Origin of the sequence: Modicisalibacter luteus DSM 23508 (assembly GCF_000378505.1) — a bacterium.
GTDB classification, from domain to species: Bacteria; Pseudomonadota; Gammaproteobacteria; order Pseudomonadales; family Halomonadaceae; genus Modicisalibacter; species Modicisalibacter luteus.
In genome coordinates this window covers 294,704-315,663 of sequence record NZ_KB899990.1, presented here as the reverse complement: position 1 = coordinate 315,663, position 20,960 = coordinate 294,704, and the positions used below count along the sequence as shown (strand labels likewise).

Here is a 20,960-nt window from a genome sequence, read left to right as displayed (position 1 = left end):
ACAACACAACTCCAATGCATTGATATAGAAGATGAATATATTACTGGCACGCTATTCGCTTATACCTAGGCAAGGACATGGATCAACGATGATCCCGATTCGCCATTCACTGGCATCGACGTCCCGCTGCCACTAGTCGATTACAGGAAGTGGCCGACACGACAACACACGTAACACCGAATTAGGCAAAGGCGCCTGACGGAGCGAAGACATAGCAGTCTTCCCGCCGTCAGGCGCCTTTTCGTTGATGGGAGTAACGCAGCATGCGGACTCACGAGACACCACCAAGCAACGACGAGCATCTGGTGATTGTTGGCAACGGCATGGCCGGTCATCGCCTGCTCGAGGCGCTACTCAAGCACGAGCGTCGGCCGCAGCGAATCACCGTAATCGGCGCGGAGCCCTCACCGGCCTACAACCGGATACTGCTGTCGCCCTGGCTGGCGGGAGAAACCGAGCGTCAGGCCCTGACCCTGCGCGACGCGGACTGGTATGCCGACGTTGGCGTAGAGCTGGTGCTCGGTGAGCGGGTCATCGACGTGGACCGTAAGCACCACCGTGTTGTAACCGATAGCGGCCGAGATATTGCCTACGACCGGCTGGTGCTGGCTACCGGTTCGCGCCCGGCAATGCCCAGCGTGCCGGGTATCGGCCTGGTCGGCGTGCATGGCTTTCGCGATCTCGACGACGCCGCGGCATTGACCCATGTCGCACAGAACGCCACTGCCCACACCAATCATGCCGTTGTCATCGGGGGGGGACTACTGGGCCTGGAAGCGGCCGAAGGTCTGCGCAAGCGTGGCATGCAAGTCACGGTACTGCAGCGCAGCCAGCAACTGATGAACCGTCAACTCGACGTCACCGCCGCCACATTACTGCAGGACGAGCTTGAAAAGCGCGGCCTGAACGTCATCACGGGTGCCCGACTAAGCGGCCTCGAAGGCGACGGCCAAGGCTATGTACGTGCCGTGCATCTCGCCGACGGCTGCCGCCTGGACGCCGATTGCGTGGTGGTGGCTGCCGGCATCGTTCCCAATGCGGAACTCGGCACTTGGATAGGCCTTGCGACGTCACGCGGCATCGTCGTGGATCCCTGGCTGACCACCAGCGACCCGGCAATCCATGCGCTCGGTGAATGCTGCGAATTCGAAGGCCAGACCTACGGCCTGGTCGAACCAATCTGGCGCCAGGTCGAGGTGCTGACCGCCAAACTCTGTCATGAGTCCATTGACGGTTATGTCGAGGCGCCAACGGCCACCAAGCTCAAGATCAGTGGCATTTCGCTATATGCCTTCGGCCCTATCGAGCCCGACGAGGGGCATGAAGTGTTGACCTACCACGACCCGCAGCAAGGCGATTATCGCCGCCTGCTGCTTCGCGACAACCGGATCGAAGGCGCCGTCCTCTACGGCGACACCGCTTTCGGCCCCTGGTACTCCGAACAATCCCTCGCCGGGCGCGATCTCGGCGTCTGTCGTCAGGCCCTGTTGTTCGGCGCCGGCGATGCCAAACCGCTTCTTGAGGAGGCCGCATAACCATGAGCAAGCAACGTCTGATCGTCATCGGCAACGGCATGGTCGGCCACCACATGGTCGAACAGTTGATCGAGCGCAACGCCACCGAGCGCTTCGACATCATCGTCTTCGGTGAAGAGCGTCACCGTGCCTACGACCGAGTGCATCTGTCAGAGTATTTCGCGGGCCGCGACGCGCAATCACTGGCCATGTGCGATGCCGACTTCTATGCCGCCAACGGCATCGAACTGCGCCTGAACGAAGCCGTTACCGCGATTGACCGCGATGCCAGCCAAGTCATCAGTGACCAAGGAACCTATAGCTATGATCGCCTGGTCCTGGCCACTGGCTCTTATCCCTTCGTACCGCCGATTCCCGGCGGGGACCGCCCAAATTGCCTGGTCTACCGTACGCTGGATGACCTGGACGCTATCCGTGCGGCTGCCGAAAACGCCAACACGGGGGTCGTCGTCGGCGGCGGCCTGCTGGGCCTGGAAGCCGCCAATGCCTTGCGCGGCCTCAATCTTGACACCGCCGTGGTGGAATTCGCCCCGCGCCTGATGCCCATGCAGGTCGATACCGAGGGCGGCGAGCTGCTGCGCGAGAAGATCGAAGATCTGGGTGTACAGGTGCTTACCGGTCGCGCCACCCAAGAGATTGTCGATGGCGAGACCAGCTTCCATCGCATGGTGTTCCAGGACGATAAGGTGCTCGAAACCGACCTGATCGTGTTCTCGGCGGGGATTCGCCCGCGCGATGAGCTGGCCCGCGACTGCAAGCTGGAACTGGGCGAGCGTGGCGGAATCGTGATCGATGATAAGTGCCTGACCAGCGACCCGGCGATCCTGGCCATCGGTGAGTGTGCGCTGTGGAACAACAGCATTTTCGGCCTGGTCGCCCCCGGCTATCAGATGGCCAAGGTGGCGGTCGACACGCTGACCGAAGGTGAGACAACCTTCCGCGGCGCCGACATGAGCACCAAGCTCAAGCTGATGGGGGTCGATGTCGGTGCCATCGGCGACGCCCACGGCGACCGCTCGCCTAGCGCACGCATGTTCCGCTACCTCGACGAGATCAAGCAGGAATACCGTAAGCTGGTCGTCTCCAGCGACGGCAAGAAGCTGCTTGGCGCCATGCTGGTCGGCGACAACAGCTATTACGACACGCTGATGCAGTACTACAGTAACGGCCTGGAACTGCCTGCAGATCCGGCCTCGTTGATCCTGCCCAGCAGCGAAGGCGCACCGACACTGGGGCCCGATGCCCTACCCGACACCGCCTCGATCTGCTCGTGCCACAACGTCACCAAAGGGGCGATCTGCGCGGCTATCGACGCCGGCGCTGCCGATCTTGCGGCAGTCAAGGGCGAGACCAAGGCCAGCACCGGTTGCGGTGGCTGCGCGGCATTGCTCAAGAGCGTGGTCGATAGCGAGCTAGAAGCCCGCGGCGTGGAGGTCGATCAATCGATCTGCGAACACTTCGCCCACACTCGCCAGGAGCTCTACTCCATCGTGCGTGTCGAGGGTATCAAGACCTTCAGCGAGCTGATCAAAAAGCATGGGCACGGCCTGGGCTGCGATATCTGCAAGCCCGCCGTGGCCTCGATCCTCGCCTCGTGCTTCAACGAGCCGATTACCAATGCCGCTCACGTGCCGCTGCAGGACACCAACGACACCTTCATGGCTAACATGCAGAAGAACGGCACCTACTCCATCGTGCCGCGTATTCCGGGGGGTGAGATAACGCCCGACAAGCTGCTGGTTCTCGGCCAGGTGGGCAAGAAGTACGACCTTTACACCAAGATTACCGGCGGTCAGCGCATCGACCTGTTTGGCGCACGCCTCGAACAGCTGCCCGATATCTGGCAAGAATTGATCGACGCCGGCTTCGAGACCGGGCACGCCTATGGCAAATCGCTGCGTACGGTGAAGTCCTGTGTCGGCAGCACCTGGTGCCGCTACGGCGTGCAGGACAGCGTAGGCATGGCGATCCAATTGGAGAACCGCTACAAGGGCCTGCGTTCACCGCACAAGATCAAGTTTGCCGTTTCCGGCTGTACCCGTGAGTGTGCCGAGGCACAGAGCAAGGATGTCGGCGTGATCGCCACAGAGAACGGCTGGAACCTTTACGTCTGTGGTAACGGCGGTATGCGCCCGCGCCATGCCGAACTGCTCGCCACCGACCTCGATGACGAGACACTGGTCAAATACATCGACCGCTTCCTGATGTTCTACGTGCGCACCGCCGACCGTCTGCAACGCACCTCGGTATGGCGCGAGAATCTCGAGGGCGGCCTCGATTACATCAAGGACGTGGTAATCAACGACAGTCTGGGCCTGGCCGAGGACCTCGAAAGCCAGATGCAGACCGTCATCGACAACTACGAATGCGAGTGGGCCAATGCGATCAAGGACCCGGAGAAACTCAAGCGTTTCCGGAGCTTCGTCAATGATCAGCGCCCCGATCCGGACATTATCGTGACGGAAGAGCGCGGCCAGCTGCGTCCGGCTTAATTCGAGGAGAGAACCATGAGCACTGCAACCGCACTCAAATCCAAGACCGGGACCGACGTGAACTGGCAAGCATTGTGCACCTGGGCGGATCTGGTCGAGTTTTCCGGCGTGGCCGCCTGGCTGGAAACCGAGACAGGCCCCGCCCAGGTCGCCCTGTTCTACATACCGGGTTACGAGACCGAGCTGTTCGCCGTCGATAATCACGATCCACTAGGCAAGGCCAACGTCATCGCTCGCGGCATCATCGGTGACGTAAAAGGTGAGCCGGTAGTGGCCTCACCGCTCTACAAGCAGCACTATCGCCTCAAGGATGGCCGCTGCGTAGAGGATGATTCAGTGAAGCTACGCACTTGGCCCGTCAGGTTCGACGGCGACCAGGTAATGGTCAAGCTGTCCCATTAGTGCCCTCTCCTGCCACACCCGAATCGTGCACCGCTGTTCAGGTGTGGCAGTGTCTCTTCAGCCCTGACGATGTACTCCTTCCGATACGCAGCGAGATAGCGCTCATGTTTCGCTTCGCTGCGTATCGCTCTTGATTTTTTCATCTGGAACCCTCATTGCTTAGCTCGCCCTCGGCAGGCTTGCCCGCGCCGAAGGCGCGAGTGCGGCATGAAGCAACCCCGTCTAGCTCGCTGCCACACTCGCTTCATTCTGGTAGGCATTTTTCCGTTGTGACTTATCGGAGGAATATTCAGGATGAAGATCGCTCAAGTTCCGCCGCTTACCGAAGCCATTCCCCCCAAACAGTACGGCGGTACCGAACGTGTCGTTTCCTATCTCACCGAGGAGTTGGTTGCGCTGGGCCATGATGTCACGCTGTTCGCCAGCGGCGACTCACAGACATCGGCCACTCTCGTCCCCTTGAGGGAGCGTTCGCTGCGTACCGACAGCAGTGTCATCGATCGTGTCTCGCACCTGTTGGCCCAGATCGATACCGTGCTGCAGCGTGCCGGCGATTTCGACGTAATCCACTTTCACACCGATTATCATGCCCACTTTTTGCCCCTGCGCTATCTCGACGTGCCCCACCTCACCACACTTCATGGTCGTCTCGATATAGCAGACGCCTATCCGTTGTTCGCGCGCTTCCCCAATGAGCCCCTGGTGTCGATTTCCAATCACCAGCGCTTGCCACTCAAGAACGTCAATTGGCTCGATACCGTCTACCATGGCTTGCCCGAAACGCTGTACCGGCTAAACGAAGCGCCTGGCGATTACCTCGCCTTCATTGGCCGCTTCTCGCCAGAAAAAGCGCCCCATACCGCTATTGAAATCGCCCTGCGCACCGGTACGCCAATCAGGATCGCGGCAAAGCCGACCGACAGCCAGGTAGACGAAGAATATTTCAACACGAAGGTACGGCCCCTGCTCTCACATCCCCTGGTCGACTTTATCGGCGAGATCGGAGAGCGTGAGAAGAACGATTTCCTGGGCAACGCCAAGGCGCTTCTGTTTCCTATCACTTGGCCAGAGCCATTCGGGCTGGTCATGATCGAGGCAATGGCCTGCGGCACCCCGGTCATCGCCTTTCGCCAGGGTTCCGTGCCGGAAGTCATGCAGGAGGGGGTTTCCGGCTTCGTGGTCGACGATGTCGAGCAGGCTATCGCTGCGCTCGACCAACTCGACAACATCGATCGGCGCGCTTGCCGGCAGTATTTCGAGCAACGCTTCTCGGCATCCACGATGGCACGCAACTACGTCCACTGCTACGAACGGCTGCTCGACTCTGGCAACGGGCCTCGTGGCAATACCCGTCTACGGGCCGCGTAAGGAGTCTACGCATGGACGACATGATTCGCGTCAACGAGCAGTGGTACGTCAATGCCAGTTCCTCGCGCGCCGATGCCCGAACCCGAGTGCTCAAGCACGGCGAGTCATTCGCCCTGTTCGACCGGCTGGGAGATATCCTGCCGGTCGGGCTCGGCGAGCAGGGGCTCTATCACGAAGGTACTCGCTATCTGTCACGCCTGGAACTCGATGTCGATGGCCAGCAGCCCGTGCTACTCAACTCGGCCGTTAGCCGGGACAACCAGCGCTTCTCGGTCGACCAGACCTTGGCCTCCACGCCCCATATCGCCGAGGACACGGTGCACCTTCGCCGCACCAAAACGCTCTGGCATGGTGTGCTGTATGAGCGCATTACAGCCAAGAATTACGGCAACGACACGATCACGCTACGCTTGGGCATGACCTTGGATGGGGACTATGCCGATATCTTCGAGGTCCGTGGCAATACTCGCCCGCAGCGGGGTACGGGACTTGAACCGTCCTACGGCGAACGTGAAGTCTGCCTTGGCTATCATGGCCTGGATGCCCGGTTACGCCATACCCGTGTACGTTTTGACCGTGCGCCGCAGAGTGTCGAGCCTCATGAGGCGGGCCATAGACTGGTCTTTGTGCTGACGCTTTCGCCACACCAATCGCAGGCACTGACTATCACAGTCGCCTGCGACACGGATGACACCCGGCAGCAAGTCCACGATTTCGATGCCGTGATGCAGGCACACGAGACGCGCAAGGATCGCGATTACGCCTTGATTGGGGCACTCTATTCCGATAATGAGCAGTTCAATGAGTGGCTGAACCGGTCAGCTGCCGACCTGCATATGCTGGTCAGCGAAACTTCCCACGGGCCTTACCCTTATGCGGGAGTGCCCTGGTTCAGTACCGCATTCGGTCGGGATGGGCTAATCACTGCGCTGCAGACACTTTGGCTCGCCCCTGACCTCGCCCGCGGTGTGCTCGGCTATCTCGCTGCTACTCAGTCAACGACTGAGAATGTGGGGAAGGATGCGACGCCTGGCAAGATACTGCACGAAACCCGAGATGGTGAGATGGCTCGTCTCGGCGAGGTGCCGTTTCGGCACTACTACGGCAGCATCGATTCGACACCGTTATTCGTGGTGCTGGCCGAGGCCTACTACGCACGTACGGGTGACCGGGACTTCATCGAGAACCTCTGGCCGGCGATCGAGCAGGCCCTGGCCTGGATCGATCAACACGGTGATATCGACAGCGACGGATTCATCGAATATGAGGCAAGCCGGCATGGCGGGCTGATCCAGCAAGGCTGGAAGGATTCCGCCGACTCCGTCTTCAACGCGGATGGCAGTGATGCCACAGGGCCGATCGCCCTCTGTGAAGTACAGGGTTATGTATATGCCGCCAAGTTGGGAGCCGCCCGGCTGGCCCATCTGCTCGGTCTGACACACCAAGCCGAGCAGCTCCAGGCGCAGGCCGAACGGCTACGCCAGCGCTTCGACGAGGCCTTCTGGTGTGATGATATCGGCAGCTATGCCTTGGCGCTCGATGGCAACAAGCGACCCTGCAAGATACGCAGCTCTAACGCCGGGCATGCGTTATGGAGCGGTATTGCACTGCCCTCCCGCGCTGCTCGCCTGGCCGAGACCTTGCTGAACGACAAGAGCTTCAACGGATTCGGCATCAGGACGGTGGCTGAAGGCGAAGCCCGTTTCAACCCGATGGCCTATCACAACGGTTCGATCTGGCCACACGACAATGCAATGATCGCCCAGGGCCTGGCCCGCTATGGCCAGCATGCTGCCGCAGTCAGGGTCATCACCGGATTGTTCGATGCGGCCATGCACATGGAGGATTTCAGGCTTCCCGAATTGTTCTGTGGCTTCGCACGCGAGCCGGGCCAAGGGCCCACGCGCTATCCTGTCGCCTGTTCTCCCCAGGCGTGGGCGGCAGGGGCCGTGTTCCACCTTCTGCAGGCATGCCTTGGACTGCATTTCTCCGCTGACGCCCCGCGTCTTCGCTTCGATCACCCCCTGTTGCCAACCTGGATCAACACCTTGGAGATACGCAGCTTGCGAGTCGGCCATGCCGTCCTCGACCTGGCGTTGGCACGCCATGAGAACGATGTCAGCGTCAATGTGAAACGCAAGCAGGGTGACATTCAGGTCAGCGTGCTGGTCTAGCCCAAGCCGATGGTCGGCTCTCACATCGCTCTGCCAGCCCCTATCCGTACGTAGGGGCTGGCTACGCATGCAAGCACTTCAGCTCCGAGCACATTCAACGGCGAAGGATCGTTTTTTGCACATTTCACGATAGTGGGGCAGCAGGCCGCCAAGCATTGGCTGGCCCAGCATCATGGACTCGAAAGAACAACCAACACTGTATATCGATGAGGTTTGTCTGTGGTGCCGTCTCGCTAGCGTTAAAAGAATCTACTGGCGAAGCGGGAGCATACATAGCATCTTGAGAGTTAGGCCAATGCGAGGAGGAACCCCACCACAAGAAAAGCCGACGTCAGGAGGCGATGCCGACAATGCGCCGGAGCCGGTCATCCGGCGGTCATATTGACCTGTCAGCGTCGTTATTGCCGTTACTTCAAGGAGTGCTTGCGCCGATGGTCCGAATCGACAAGAAAGCGAACCGCCTCTATGTACTCGACACCAACGTCCTTATCCACGACCCCGCCGCCCTATACCAGTTCGAGGAACATGACGTAGTCATCCCGATGACCGTGCTCGAGGAGCTCGACAAACACAAGAACGGCATTCGTGAAATTGCCCGCACCGCCCGCCAGATAAGCCGTACCCTTTCCGAACTCACTTCCGATGTTTCATTCGACGAAATTCAGCGTGGCATTCCCCTGCCCGGCACCGGCCAGACCGGACGCCTGCGCTTTCTGTGCTACAACGACCTCAAACCCCTGGACCACCTGGACGACAGCCCCGACAACCGACTGTTGGCGGAAACCTGCCGTCTGCGCGACGAACGCCCCGATGCTTCCGTCATCCTCGTTTCCAAGGACATCAACCTGCGCGTCAAGGCCGCCGCTCTCAACGTGCCGGTCGAGGATTATCTGAACGATCGCGTATTCAGCGATAGCGATGCGATGATCGATGGCGTCAAGGTCTACACGCCGACCCGCGACGGCAAGAGCCTATGGGAGGCGCTCAACGTCGAGGTCCAGGTAGAGCGCGTCGACCACCACACCTTCTACGAACTCAGCGGCGACATGCCGGAAGATTGGCATGTCGGCATGCTGGTGTCCGACAGCGATAACGGGGCAGACTTCGAGGCCATCGTCCGCGAGCTGACACCCAGCCGTGCACGCCTGCAATTGCTGACCAACTATCGACACCATGCCGGCGTCTGGGGCGTGCATGCCCATGACAGTCGCCAGAACTTTACGCTCAACCTGCTGATGGACCCGGAAATCGACCTGGTCACCATCGCCGGCAACGCCGGCACCGGCAAGACGTTCATGACCCTGGCCGCGGCGTTTCAGCAGACGCTCGACGCCAAGCTCTTCGAACGCATCGTGTTCACCCGGGCGCCGATTCCCATGGGCGAAGACATCGGCTTTCTGCCGGGGACCGAAGAGGAGAAGATGTCGCCCTGGATGGGGGCCTTTCATGACAACATGGACAACCTGCTACGCGACGAAAAAGATGGCACCTCGAGTTGGAGCGAGGGCGCCACGCGGCAATTGATCGGCTCACGCGTGCAGATTCGTTCACCTACGTTCATGCGCGGGCGAACGCTGAACGATACTTTTCTGATCATCGACGAGGCGCAGAACTTCACACCCAAGCAGCTCAAGTCCCTGATCTCGAGGGCCGGGCGCAACACCAAGATCGTCTGCCTGGGCAACGTCGGTCAGATCGATACCCCTTACCTGACCGCCAATACCTGTGGCATGGCGGCCGTCGTGGAGCGATTCCGCGACTGGCCACATGCCGGACACGTTACGCTCAAGAGTGTCGAGCGTTCACGCCTGGCCCTGGCGGCAGAAGACCTGCTCTAACGACTTTGTTACTGCAAAACGCAGACAGCCCGCCTAGGCGGGCTGTCTGCGTTTCATATCCCAACGGACTTCGTACTCAGGAACGCTTCGGCGGTAGCTCGCGTTCGTCCTTGTTGGTCACCTTCTCAATCATATCCTCGGCCTGGCTCTTGTGATCGTTGTCGAGACGATCTTCAGCCTCCCGATACAGACAGACGTAGGAGTTGCAGGATGCACAGAACACTTTATCGTCCGGATCACGCGCCTTGGAGACTCGCATGAGATGGCTGCCGCAGCTGGGGCAACCCTTGGGCATGCGAAACTCCGTGGAAAAATCGGTCATGGAAAGCCTCCTTTCATGGTCTGTCGCATCGGGCAAGCTTGGCCAGATACCCTTCCTTGTTCTCATAGTCTTTGGGCCAGCGGCCGATTAATCAAGCATCCTCGTTCCGGCGTCGCAGCACCACGCTCAGATTATTGGCCGGCATCTCGACGATGCGTTCCAGCACAAGACCATGGCGCTCACCTTCCGCCTGAACATCCTCCAGGTGGCGAATGCCCCATTGCGAATTGCGGCGCCGCAAGTCGGCATCGAAGTCGGCATTGCTTGGCGCCAGTGGCTGGTCACGATGTTGGAACGGCCCATACAGGTAAAGCGTACCATCGGCGGGCAGACGCTCACCGGCTTCGGCCAGCAGGGCCTGAGCTGCCTGCCAAGGCGAAATGTGGAGCATATTGATGCAGACCAAAGCGTCGAAGTCCCGGCATGGCCAGGGCCGTTCGGTGACATCCAGCCTGATCGGTCCGAGAAGGTTGGTGAGCGGTTCAGCGTCGCGCCAGGCGGTGATCGAATCCAATGCCTGAACGCTGGGATCGCTCGGCTGCCATTGCAAAGACGGCAGATGACGCGCGAAGTGAAGCGCGTGCTCACCGCTGCCACTGGCGATTTCCAGTACTCTGCCGCGCTCGGGCAACACCTCCCTCAATACGGCCAGGATAGGCTCTCGATTGCGTGCCGCAGCGGGGCTGGAAAGACGTTCAGCACCGCTTATTGAATCCATGCTCTGCATCCAATCCTCCCGTTCATTATGAAGCATCTTCCCATAGGCTATGCCAAAACGACGGTACATGCCGTTATCGAGAGGCTCGATTCCTGTCGCTCAGGGAGCATATCTGCCGGTAGTGCATGATCGAGGCCCGTCAGGATATGCGTGGGTTGTCTCCAGGGCTTTGGAGTGTTGCGAAGGCGCATCACCAAAAAAAGGCCCGCCAGTGGCGGGCCGAACAACAGCTCAGGCTGTCGAGAGAGTGCTAGTGTCGTCGTGATCGGCTCAGCTGAAGCGGGCGACGGCCTCCTGGGCCAACTGACAAATGCCGTCCCAGTCTCCGGCGTCGACCAGCTTCTTCGGCGTGATCCAGGAGCCGCCCACGCACATGACGTTGGGCAGCTTGAGATAGTCCTGCGCGTTATCCGGCGTGATGCCGCCGGTGGGGCAGAACTTTGCCTCGGAGATCGGACCGGCAAACGACTTGAGTGCTGCAGCGCCGCCGCTAGACTCGGCCGGGAAGAACTTGAAACGCCGGTAGCCGTACTGCCAGCCGTTCATCAGCTCGGAAATGGTGGCCACGCCCGGTAACATCGGTACCGGGCTGCTCACGCCATAGCGATACAGGGCATCGGTCGCCCCCGGCGTCACCACGAAATCCACCTCGGCCTGCTCGGCTTGACGGTACTGAGCAGTGGTCAGGATAGTTCCCGCCCCGATGCTGGCCTTCGGCAGTGCCTCGCGCATGCGTCGTATAGCCTCCAGGGCGCAATCGGTGCGCAGGGTAACCTCAAGGACCGGCAGGCCACCCTCGAACAGGGCACGCCCCAGCGGCACGGCGTCTTCCAGACGCTCGATGGTGAGTACAGGAATGATTTCCGCCTTGGAACAGATGCTGTCAAGCTCGGACGTGCGGGTCGATGGCAATTGTTTTTCGATGGTCATATCTGGCTCCGGAAACGGTTCAGGGCGCCCAGTAAACGGCAAGAGGACAGGCTAGAAAGGCGCGAATGGGCAATTCACGAACATCGTCGCCGGCCATCGCCCTGGCCAACACGCTACGCTTGTCGTCACCGGCGATGTGGAGTACGTGGCGACGCGCCTGATGCAGTAGCCCTGCACTCAGGGTAATGCGTGGCTGGGGCACGCTTGGTGCACGCACCGCAACCGTGGCTTCATCGGTACTCAGTGCCAGCCCCAACTCGCCACTGTCGGGAAACAGCGAGGCGGTATGCCCGTCGCTCCCCATGCCCAGGATGACGACGCTGGCCGGCCATGGCAGGTCGGCGATTCGGCTGGCCACCTGCGGCGCACCCACCTCCGGCGTGCTGTCTGCCGTCGTCAGCGAATGGAAACTCGCCGCCGCCGCCGGCCCTTGGAGCAGATTTTCACGGACCAGACGTGCATTGCTGTCCTTGGCGTCCTCGGCGACCCAGCGTTCATCGGCCAGTGTCACATCGACCCGCTCCCAAGGCAGATCCATGGAGGCGAGGCGATGAAAGAACGGCACTGGCGTCGAGCCACCGGACACCACCAGCAAGACGCGTTCCTGCGTCGCCAGATCGGCGAGCAACGCACCGGCCACGGCTTCGGCGAGCTGCGCGGCCAACTGATCGCGAGGCGCTTCGGGCGTGCCGCAAGAGACCGTATTGCTCATATCAATAATCCTCGTACCAGGAGCGCCCGTCCTGCGTGATCATGGCGATCGAGGCCACCGGCCCCCAGGATCCGGACGGATAGCGACGCGGCGGGCGATCGAGCTGCTCCCAGGCTTCCACCAACTGGTCGGCCCAGCGCCAGGCAAACTCGACCTCGTCGCGACGTACGAACAGGTACTGGTTGCCTTTCATCACTTCAAGCAGCAAACGCTCGTAGGCGTCAGGAATCCTTGCCTTGGGGAAAGCACTGTTGAAATCCAGGTGTAGCGGACCGGGCCGCAGACGCATGCCCTTGTCGAGCCCTCCATCCTTGGTCAGCACTTCCAGCGCGATGCCTTCTTCCGGCTGCAGGCGAATGATCAACTTGTTTGCGGCCAGGTTGCGCTGGTCCGGGTCGAAAATGTAGTGGGGCTGCTGCCGAAAGTGGATGACGATCTGAGACACCTTCTCAGGCATCCGCTTACCGGTACGCAGGTAGAACGGCACACCTGCCCAGCGCCAGTTGGACACCTCGGTACGCATGGCCACGAAGGTTTCCGTACGGCTGTCGGTATTTGCGCCCTCCTCCTCGAGGTAGCCAGGCACACTGTTACCCATGATCGAGCCGGCTATGTACTGCCCGCGCACCACGTCGCGACTGACATTCTCGCGATTGAACTTCTTCAGCGCCTTGAGCACCTTGACCTTCTCGTCGCGAATCGCATCGGCATCCAGATTGGACGGTGGATCCATGGCGATCAGGCACAACAGCTGCAACAGGTGGTTCTGCACCATGTCGCGTAATTGACCCGCCTTGTCGAAATAGCCCCAGCGCCCTTCGATGCCCACCTGCTCGGCCACCGTGATTTCCACATGCGAAATGTGGTTCTGGTTCCACTGGGTACCGAACAACGGGTTGGCGAAGCGCAACGCAATCAGGTTCTGGACCGTCTCCTTGCCCAGATAATGATCGATGCGGTAGACACGCGATTCGGGGAACACCGCACCGATGGCGTCGTTGATTTCCTGCGAGGATTTAAGGTCGTAACCGATAGGCTTCTCGACGACAACCCGCGATTCGTCGTCGAGGCTGCCGCTGGACTGCAAGTTGCTGCAGATCGACCCATAGATACTGGCCGGTACGGCCAGATAGACGGTCATCGGCCGCCCGGCACCCTCATGCCACTCGCGGATGGCCCTATAGCCCTCGACATCAGTGAAGTCGAGCTTGGTGTAATCGAGACGGTCAAGAAAGCGCTTGAGACAAGTCGACTCGAGCTCAGCCGGCTTCACGTATTTTTTGAGGGATTCCTGGACCCGCTTGCGGAATGCCTCGGCGTCGATATCCTGACGTGCCAGCCCCAAGATCCGCGTTTCATCAGCGAGCAGACCATCCCGGTCAAGGTGGTACAAGGCCGGATAGAGCTTGCGCAGCGCCAGGTCGCCCATGGCGCCGAACAACGCCAGATCGATGTCGGGCGTGGTGTCTTGAATCATGCCGAGGACCCCTTCAATCTGGTTAAATTACCGATAAAATATGCCATTCAACGGCAAAAATGCAAATATATTGGTAACTTTACTACCAAAGCATGCGCTACCACTCTTGGCTATGGCCGTGTCCTGTGTAGCACGCTACGATTCGGTCAACATGTAGTTTAATAACTACATCATGACTTGCACGGAGTAACTTAATGGCCAGCCATGATCTTCTGGAACGTATTCGTGAGCGCCTGGACGAACTCAATCGCTCCGAGCGCAAGGTGGCTGACGTCATACTGCAGGACCCGGCGACCGCCACGGGTCTGAGTATAGCGACGCTGGCACAGGCCGCCTCGGTCAGCGAACCGACAGTCAACCGTTTCTGCCGCACCTTCAATGCCAAGGGTTACCCTGACTTCAAGATCAAACTAGCCCAGAGCCTGGCAGGTGGTACCCCTTATGTCAGCCGTAATGTCGAGCGCGACGACGATGCGGCAAGCTATGGTGACAAGATCTTCGGCGCGACCATCGCCGCACTCGACGATGCCCGGCGCGCCCTGGATTCACGCCGTGTCGAGCGCGCCGTCGATTATCTGATCCAGGCCAAGCAGATCAGTTTCTTCGGGCTGGGAGCATCGGGCCCGGTCGCCCAGGATGCACAACACAAGTTCTTCCGTTTCAACCTCCCGGTCATCGCCTACGAAGATGTATTGATGCAGCGCATGGTGGCCGCGGCCAGTCATACCGGCGATGTCATCGTCATCATTTCCTATACTGGGCGTACCCGCGAGCTGGTCGAAATCGCCAGATTGGCCCGCGAGAATGGAGCAGTCGTGTTGGGCATTACGGCGCCCGGCTCGCCACTGGCTGCAGAGTGCACCGAAACGCTATATGTCGTGACGCCGGAAGATACCGACGTCTACATGCCGATGACATCACGCATGATTCACCTGGCCCTGATCGATGTCCTGGCTACCGGTGTGACGCTGCGCCGTGGCGAGGATTTCCTGCCACATCTCAAGAAGATAAAGGATAGTCTCAAGGCCACACGCTTTCCGCTGAGTGAAACGGAGTGATACCCTGACGCGAAAAATCGCCGATGCCATTCAGGCATGGCCATACGCGTAGGGTTTCCCGTTACGCTCATGGGTCGCTTCATGCCTTGAAGCGACCGGAAACGGAACGCTTGATGACGACAGTCTCGATAACTCTTCAGGATTGGCGGGCGTGGCACCCGGGCCGCGCCCCGCATGCCGACTCCCGTCTGTCGGTGGACCCTCAGCCACGTGGCGCCTCGGTGCCTGCCATGCTGCGCCGCCGCCTCAATGCTTCCGGCCGAGTCGTCTGCGACATGCTCAGTGAGCTGGATCCCGAGGCGAGGCGAGTCCTGATCTACGCCTCGCGCCATGGCGATGGCGATCGCACACTGGAAATGCTGTATGCATTGGCCGAGCAGGAGCCGCTCTCGCCTGCCCGCTTCGGCATGTCGGTTCACAATGCCACCCTCGGCGTACACTCCATTGCCAGTGGCAATCGTCACTCACTTCAAGCGATCGCCGCCGGAGGTGCCGAAGTTGCCGCCCTGTTCAGCGAAACACGCGGCTATTTCGCGGAAGGCGAGCGTGACGTCATTGCCGTGTTCAGCGATGCGCCGGTGCCGGAGCGCTTTGCCGCTCATGTTACCGAGCCGACCGAATTGGCTGTGGTTGCCCTGCTCCTATCGGCGAGTGGCGGAAGGGAAATACATACGCGGCCCTGCGACGCCTCTCAAGCCGGACAAGCCCGCTCTCCCCAGCCCAGCGACCTCATTGCCTGGCTGCTGGATGAGGCACCGCTGGTCTGCCCCTCACGGCGGCTGACCTGGACCTTATCGCCCTGAGACCGGACGCTGCCCATGCTAGTGATACTCGCGGCCGGTATTGACCGCAGTTGGCGCTACTTCGCCACCGCCCTCGGCTTTACACTGTTTGCTCTCTGCGCGCTGGGGGTTGGGCTTGTCATTGCTCCCCTGGCCCGTCTGTGCAGCGGTAATCGCGCCCTGGCCCAGCGTCGTGTCCGGCGTAGCGTCAAAGCGACATGTCGGGGCTTCATCACCCTGCTCAAGGGGCTGCGCCTGATCGATTATCGCTTCATTCATGCCGAACGGCTGCAGCGGCCGGGCAGCCTGGTGCTGGCCAACCACCCGACACTACTCGATGCCCTGTTCCTGCTCGCCACTGCTCCCGATGCCATCTGTGTGGCCAAGGGCGGCTTGGCGAACCACTTCGTGACACGCAGCGTTATCCGCGCGGCAGGCTTCATTGCCGATCCCAATCCCCGTCGCGTGATTGCAGCCGCCAGTGAAGCGCTGGAAAATGGCCAGTCGGTAATTCTGTTCCCCGAGGGAACGAGATCGATACCGGGCCAACCGATCCGCCTGCGCCGTAACGGCGCCATGATCGCTGCCATGAGCCGCGCACCCATCATTCCGGTGCGCATTCGCTGCGAGCCGCCGACCTTGCTCAAGGGCAGCCCTTGGTATCGTGTGCCGCCGCGTCGCCCGAGTTTCACCTTCGATGTGGGAAGGCTCGTGCAGCACGACGACAGCGAGAACATGTCAATGCCGGCAGTGGATGAACTTAACCGCCGGCTCGAAATCCATTTCATTAACGCCGTGTAAGGATGAAACCGCCGATGACGAACGCGCTGGAAACTGAGCTTAAGCAGCTGATCATCGATACCTTGGAACTTGAGGACGTCACCCCGGAGGATATCGATCCGGATGAGCCGCTGTTCGTCGAGGGCCTGGGGCTCGATTCCATCGATGCCCTGGAGCTGGGTCTTGCACTGCAAAAGACGTATGGCATCAAGCTCGAGGCCGACAGCGAGGAAACTCGCCGACATTTCGCCAATCTAAAAAGCCTCGCGGCGCTAGTGGAAGCGCGGCGCGTCAAGTAACCGCTGTCCGGTGCGGAGCCTAGAGACTGTCATGCATTCCCTGCGTCGTGCTCCCCCCCTGTCCCGTGGCCCGATGCTACTCGGCCTGCTGGGGCTGGCCTGGCCGCTATTGGCGCTTTTGCTGGTACCTCTCATCGGCCCATGGCCTCTGCTCGTGGCGGCAGTGGCACTGGCCTGCTGGCGATTGCCTGCGGGCCGTAAGCACTGGAGTGTATTGTTGGGGCTGGCGGCACTCTTGACGACCCAGCTCGGCCATGCCGAGCTGGGCGTACGTGCTTGGCCGGTCATCGTCAATGCGACCTTGCTGAGCGTCTTCGCCTGGAGCTTGCGCCAGCCGCAGAGCATGATCGAGCGACTGGCTCGACGCCAGGAGCCGGACCTCCCCCCGCACGGCGTGGCCTACACCAGGCGGGTCACCCAGGTCTGGTGCGTCTTCTTCCTGTGCAATGGCGCCGCGGCCCTCTGGACCGCACTGTATGCCGACCTGGCCACCTGGTCCTTGTATAACGGCGGGATCGCCTACGGGCTATGCGCCCTGCTGTTCGCCATCGAGTGGTGTGTTCGACAACGAATAAGGAGACGGTCTTGACGCGGCAGAGGCGACTGGTTGACGCCCCCTGGCGTCATGCGCCCTCTCAGGGGACCATGGGCTGGAATGGCGATTTCGGCGGATCCCGTATCAGTTGGGCCGGATTCCGTGAGCGAATCGGTGCCTGGCAGCGTCGGCTGGACAAGCTGGCGCCTCCAGGACAGCGCTGGCTGTTGTACCACAGCGACCCCGTCGCGTTTGCCGCTGCCCTGATCGCCCTCTGGGAGCGCGGCGACAGTGCCGTGCTTCCGGCCGATGACCGGCCAGAGACGCTCGATACCCTTTCCCGCCTCGCCACTGCACGGCTGGGCGAGGTCACTGGCGGGCTCTTGGCAGATGTGGACCAAGCGCCTCGCTGGGGCGATCTTCGCCCGGACCGGGTTGCCGTCTCATTGTTCACTTCCGGGTCGACCGGCGACCCGAAACAGCTCGACAAGAGCTTTGCCCAGCTTGACGCCGAACTGGCAGCCCACTTGGCATTGTGGCCACTAGACGGCCGGCTGGTCATTAGTCAGGTCAGCCATCAGCACATCTATGGGTTACTGTTCGCCATCCTTCGCCCACTGTGTGAAGGCGCGCCAATGGCCACGCGCGCGTGCCGTTATCCAGAGACGCTCAGCGCTTGGCTGCAGCGGCTGGACAACGTCTCCGAGGATGATATCCAGGCGCCACGTAGTGCCGTGTTGATCAGCGCACCACCACCTCTCGAGCGCCTGCCCGCCGAACTCGACTGGCACCCCGCCCGTGAGCGACTGGCCCGCATCCACTCCTCCGGTGCCCCTCTGAGTGCCGCCGCCAGTGCCCATGCACGCACCGTGCTAGGCATTGGTGTCAGCGAAATCTACGGTAGCTCGGAAACCGGCGGGATAGCCTGGCGCGACCAGCAATTCAATGATCATTGGGCGCCCCTGCCCGGCATTGAAATCCGCAACGATGCCGAGGGCCGCCTGTGGCTTCGCTCGCCTTTTCTGGCCGACCCGAGCGCCTGGGAATGCCAAGCCGACCGCATCGCCCCGGTCGCCGACGGCTTTCGCCTGCTCGGTCGCAGCGACCGTATCGCCAAGGTAGGTGGCAAGCGCCTGTCGCTGACCGGCATGGACCGGAGCCTGGAAACCTGCCACGGCGTACTTCAGGCACGCACCCTGCCCTTGGCGACCCGTGACAACCGATTAGGTGCCATCGTGCAGCTCGCCGCCGAGTGCATCCCGCATGACCATGCGACACGCCGCGAGCTGATCCAGGCCCTGCGTGCTCGACTTCTGTCCGCCTTTGAGCCGACCGTCATTCCACGTTACTGGCGCTTCGTTGAGACCTGGCCGACCAATGCCCAGGGCAAGCTGTCGGCCGAAATTGTCGCACTGCTGTTCGCCGACTTGCAGGATCGACGACTGCCACGTTGGCTAGGTGTGGAAAACAACGGTGCCCAGGCGTGTCGGGTGGCACTCGAAGTGCCCGAGCGGCTTGCCTACTGTCAGGGGCACTTCCCCGGGCAGCCGGTGGTTCCGGGCGTGGTCACACTACAGTGGGCTGCTTCACTGGCGCGCCGGCATTTGGGCCTGGACGGCAGCTTCCATCGTCTCGAGCGGGTCAAATTCCCACAGTTATTGCTGCCCGGCGATCGCGTTTGGCTGAGCCTGACATGGCGACCAGATGCCGAGGGCGGCCGCCTGGTCATCGATCTGTCGGGACAGCGCGGCTGTCATGCCAGTGGCAGGATGCATTACGTCGCTACGGAGATCGGCGATGCCTCATGACGCCCCGGCCCGGCCATGCGTACTCATCCCCGTCTACAATCACGCAGCGGCCATCGAATGGACTTGCGAGGGCGCGCGCCGCCTGGGCGTGCCCCTGCTGCTCGTCGATGACGGCAGCGATCATGAATGCGCCACCGTTCTCGACGCGTTGGCCGAGGCTGCAGACGTAACCCTGATCCGCCTGCCGGGCAATCGCGGCAAGGGCGCAGCGGTCAAGGCCGGCCTTCGCGAAGCCGAGCGCCTGGGCTTTACCCACGCCCTGCAGGTGGATGCCGATGGCCAGCACGCCCCCGAAGATTTGCCCCAATTTCTGGACGGGCTTAGCGCCAGGAGCAGGGAGCTGCGTATCGGCTATCCGCGTTTCGATGCCAGCGTTCCCCGGCATCGCTTCTATGCCCGTTACGCCACGCATCTGCTGGTCTGGCTCAATACCCTGTCATTCACGCTGCGCGATACCATGTGCGGCGTAAAACTCTATCCGGTCCTTGAGACCAATCGCCTGGTGAGTCGTCACGGTTGCGGCAACCGCATGCAGTTCGACACCGAACTTCCGGTGCGCTGGCTATGGGCCGGTCTAGCGGTACGCAACCTGCCGGTACGCGTTCACTACCCATTGGATGGCATATCGCACTTTGCGCTGTGGCGCGACAATACCCAGCTGGCAATGATGCACGCCCGGCTGTTCTTCGGCATGCTTCGACGCTTGCCCCGCCTACTATCGAGGCGGCACTCATCAAGGAAGAATCAATGACCACCTATTCCGATCACCCGCAGCACTGGGCGCGTATTCAGGAGTCGGGCACCGTGGCTGGCATGCGCGCCATGGTCTGGATTCGCCGTCGCCTCGGACGTCTGCCATTTCGCCTGGCGCTGGGTTTGGTGATCGCTTACTACTACATCTCACGCGCGCTGCCACGCCGGGCGTCACGCCGTTATCTCGAGCGTATCTGGCCACTGCATGCCGGGCGTCCGCTACGTGGCGCATTCCTGCTGGGCCTGCGCCATTTCATGGCTTTTGGCCAGTCGCTTATGGACAAGGTCGATGCCTGGAGTGGAATACCTCTCGACATACGCTTCACGCCCGAGGATCGCGCCTGCCTTGACCAGGCTATACGCAGCGGCCGAGGTGGTCTGATGCTGGTCTCGCACATCGGCAACCTGGAAATCTGCAGCGCCATGAGCGATACACGCGAAGATTTTCATGTTACCCAACTGATGCACACCCGCAACGCTCGCAAGTTCAATCAGATGCTGGACCGTACCACGCTGCGTCGCGGCCCCGAGATCATCGAAGTCAGCGAAATCACCCCGGCCACGGCCATGCGCCTGGCCGAACGCATCAATGCAGGCGGATTCGTGGTGATTGCCGCCGACCGTGTGCCGGTCAGCGAGGATGGACGGGTATGTCACCTCGACTTCCTTGGCGCCCCCGCGCCGTTTCCCGAAGGTCCGTTCTGGCTGGCGGCCTTGCTGCGTTGTCCCGTCTATACATTGAGCTGTCTGCGAGAAGGCGAATCCCACTATATCGAGTTCCGCCCTTTTGACGACACGACTCACCTGCGCCGCGCCGAGCGTGACACTTGGCGCGAAGATGCCATGCAGCGTTATGTGGAGTGGCTCACCGACCAATGCCGGCGCTACCCGTTGCAATGGTTCAACTTCTTTCCCTTCTGGTTGACCGATGATCGACACGATGGCTGACCCTGCCCGCTATCGCCGAAGGGCTTTAC

Annotated in this window: 19 protein-coding genes; 14 read left to right on the top strand and 5 right to left on the bottom strand. The window is 61.0% G+C overall.

Going from position 1 to position 20,960, the window contains the following annotated elements; translation table 11 throughout:
• Positions 1 to 263: 263 nt before the first annotated feature.
• The 6 genes from F568_RS0104145 (at position 264) to F568_RS0104120 (ending at position 9,809) form a co-directional block, all read left to right on the top strand.
• Positions 264 to 1,535 (top strand): NAD(P)/FAD-dependent oxidoreductase, encoded by a 1,272-nt coding sequence (locus F568_RS0104145; RefSeq protein ID WP_019017446.1) that lies wholly within the window; start codon positions 264 to 266, stop codon positions 1,533 to 1,535.
• A gap of 2 nt (positions 1,536 to 1,537) precedes the next feature.
• Positions 1,538 to 4,027, top strand: coding sequence for a nitrite reductase large subunit NirB (gene nirB / locus F568_RS0104140; protein WP_019017445.1), 2,490 nt, complete (start codon positions 1,538 to 1,540; stop codon positions 4,025 to 4,027).
• 15 nt (positions 4,028 to 4,042) lie between these two features.
• The gene (gene nirD / locus F568_RS0104135; RefSeq protein WP_019017444.1) at positions 4,043 to 4,429 is read left to right on the top strand and encodes a nitrite reductase small subunit NirD; all 387 of its coding nucleotides are present in this window, start codon (positions 4,043 to 4,045) and stop codon (positions 4,427 to 4,429) included.
• Between the two features lie 294 nt (positions 4,430 to 4,723).
• Positions 4,724 to 5,797 (top strand): glycosyltransferase family 4 protein, encoded by a 1,074-nt coding sequence (locus F568_RS0104130; RefSeq protein ID WP_019017443.1) that lies wholly within the window; start codon positions 4,724 to 4,726, stop codon positions 5,795 to 5,797.
• A gap of 11 nt (positions 5,798 to 5,808) precedes the next feature.
• On the top strand, positions 5,809 to 7,971 hold the full coding sequence (locus F568_RS0104125) for an amylo-alpha-1,6-glucosidase (RefSeq protein WP_019017442.1): 2,163 nt from the start codon (positions 5,809 to 5,811) through the stop codon (positions 7,969 to 7,971).
• Positions 7,972 to 8,402: 431 nt separating this feature from the next.
• Entirely contained in the window at positions 8,403 to 9,809 is a 1,407-nt protein-coding gene (locus F568_RS0104120) for a PhoH family protein (RefSeq protein WP_019017441.1), read from the top strand.
• A gap of 76 nt (positions 9,810 to 9,885) precedes the next feature.
• Here the strand turns inward: F568_RS0104120 and F568_RS0104115 are convergent, their stop codons facing one another.
• The 5 genes from F568_RS0104115 to zwf all read right to left on the bottom strand — a co-directional run bounded on the left by F568_RS0104115 (position 9,886) and on the right by zwf (position 13,968).
• Positions 9,886 to 10,131, bottom strand: coding sequence for a hypothetical protein (locus F568_RS0104115; RefSeq protein ID WP_019017440.1), 246 nt, complete (start codon positions 10,129 to 10,131; stop codon positions 9,886 to 9,888).
• A gap of 91 nt (positions 10,132 to 10,222) precedes the next feature.
• Entirely contained in the window at positions 10,223 to 10,849 is a 627-nt protein-coding gene (locus F568_RS0104105; RefSeq protein ID WP_229804200.1) for a DUF938 domain-containing protein, read from the bottom strand.
• A gap of 270 nt (positions 10,850 to 11,119) precedes the next feature.
• Positions 11,120 to 11,779, bottom strand: coding sequence for a bifunctional 4-hydroxy-2-oxoglutarate aldolase/2-dehydro-3-deoxy-phosphogluconate aldolase (locus tag F568_RS0104100; RefSeq protein ID WP_019017437.1), 660 nt, complete (start codon positions 11,777 to 11,779; stop codon positions 11,120 to 11,122).
• Between the two features lie 19 nt (positions 11,780 to 11,798).
• A complete protein-coding gene (gene pgl / locus F568_RS0104095; RefSeq protein WP_019017436.1) occupies positions 11,799 to 12,491 on the bottom strand; it encodes a 6-phosphogluconolactonase in 693 nt (230 codons plus the stop codon).
• A 1-nt stretch (position 12,492) separates the two neighbouring features.
• A complete protein-coding gene (gene zwf, locus F568_RS0104090; protein ID WP_019017435.1) occupies positions 12,493 to 13,968 on the bottom strand; it encodes a glucose-6-phosphate dehydrogenase in 1,476 nt (491 codons plus the stop codon).
• Between the two features lie 194 nt (positions 13,969 to 14,162).
• On the opposite strand from zwf, the gene F568_RS0104085 reads away from it, so the two are divergent.
• From F568_RS0104085 to F568_RS0104050, 8 genes are all read left to right on the top strand, one after another.
• Positions 14,163 to 15,026 (top strand): MurR/RpiR family transcriptional regulator, encoded by an 864-nt coding sequence (locus tag F568_RS0104085; protein WP_019017434.1) that lies wholly within the window; start codon positions 14,163 to 14,165, stop codon positions 15,024 to 15,026.
• Positions 15,027 to 15,139: 113 nt separating this feature from the next.
• Positions 15,140 to 15,829, top strand: a complete 690-nt coding sequence (locus F568_RS0104080; protein ID WP_019017433.1) for a beta-ketoacyl synthase chain length factor — start codon at positions 15,140 to 15,142, stop codon at positions 15,827 to 15,829.
• Positions 15,830 to 15,844: 15 nt separating this feature from the next.
• A complete protein-coding gene (locus F568_RS22125) occupies positions 15,845 to 16,609 on the top strand; it encodes a lysophospholipid acyltransferase family protein (protein WP_019017432.1) in 765 nt (254 codons plus the stop codon).
• A 14-nt stretch (positions 16,610 to 16,623) separates the two neighbouring features.
• Positions 16,624 to 16,887 (top strand): phosphopantetheine-binding protein, encoded by a 264-nt coding sequence (locus F568_RS0104070; RefSeq protein ID WP_019017431.1) that lies wholly within the window; start codon positions 16,624 to 16,626, stop codon positions 16,885 to 16,887.
• A 31-nt stretch (positions 16,888 to 16,918) separates the two neighbouring features.
• Complete coding sequence (locus F568_RS0104065) at positions 16,919 to 17,476, top strand: COG4648 family protein (protein ID WP_019017430.1); 558 nt, start codon at positions 16,919 to 16,921, stop codon at positions 17,474 to 17,476.
• On the top strand, positions 17,473 to 19,230 hold the full coding sequence (locus F568_RS0104060; RefSeq protein ID WP_019017429.1) for an ApeI family dehydratase: 1,758 nt from the start codon (positions 17,473 to 17,475) through the stop codon (positions 19,228 to 19,230). The genes F568_RS0104065 and F568_RS0104060 overlap by 4 nt, the downstream gene beginning before the upstream one ends.
• Positions 19,220 to 19,981 carry a glycosyltransferase family 2 protein gene (locus F568_RS0104055; RefSeq protein WP_019017428.1) on the top strand — a complete coding sequence of 254 codons (762 nt, stop codon included), beginning with the start codon at positions 19,220 to 19,222 and terminating at the stop codon, positions 19,979 to 19,981. Before F568_RS0104060 ends, F568_RS0104055 begins: the two co-directional genes overlap by 11 nt.
• Positions 19,978 to 20,931, top strand: coding sequence for a lysophospholipid acyltransferase family protein (locus tag F568_RS0104050; RefSeq protein ID WP_019017427.1), 954 nt, complete (start codon positions 19,978 to 19,980; stop codon positions 20,929 to 20,931). Before F568_RS0104055 ends, F568_RS0104050 begins: the two co-directional genes overlap by 4 nt.
• Positions 20,932 to 20,960 lie beyond the last annotated feature (29 nt).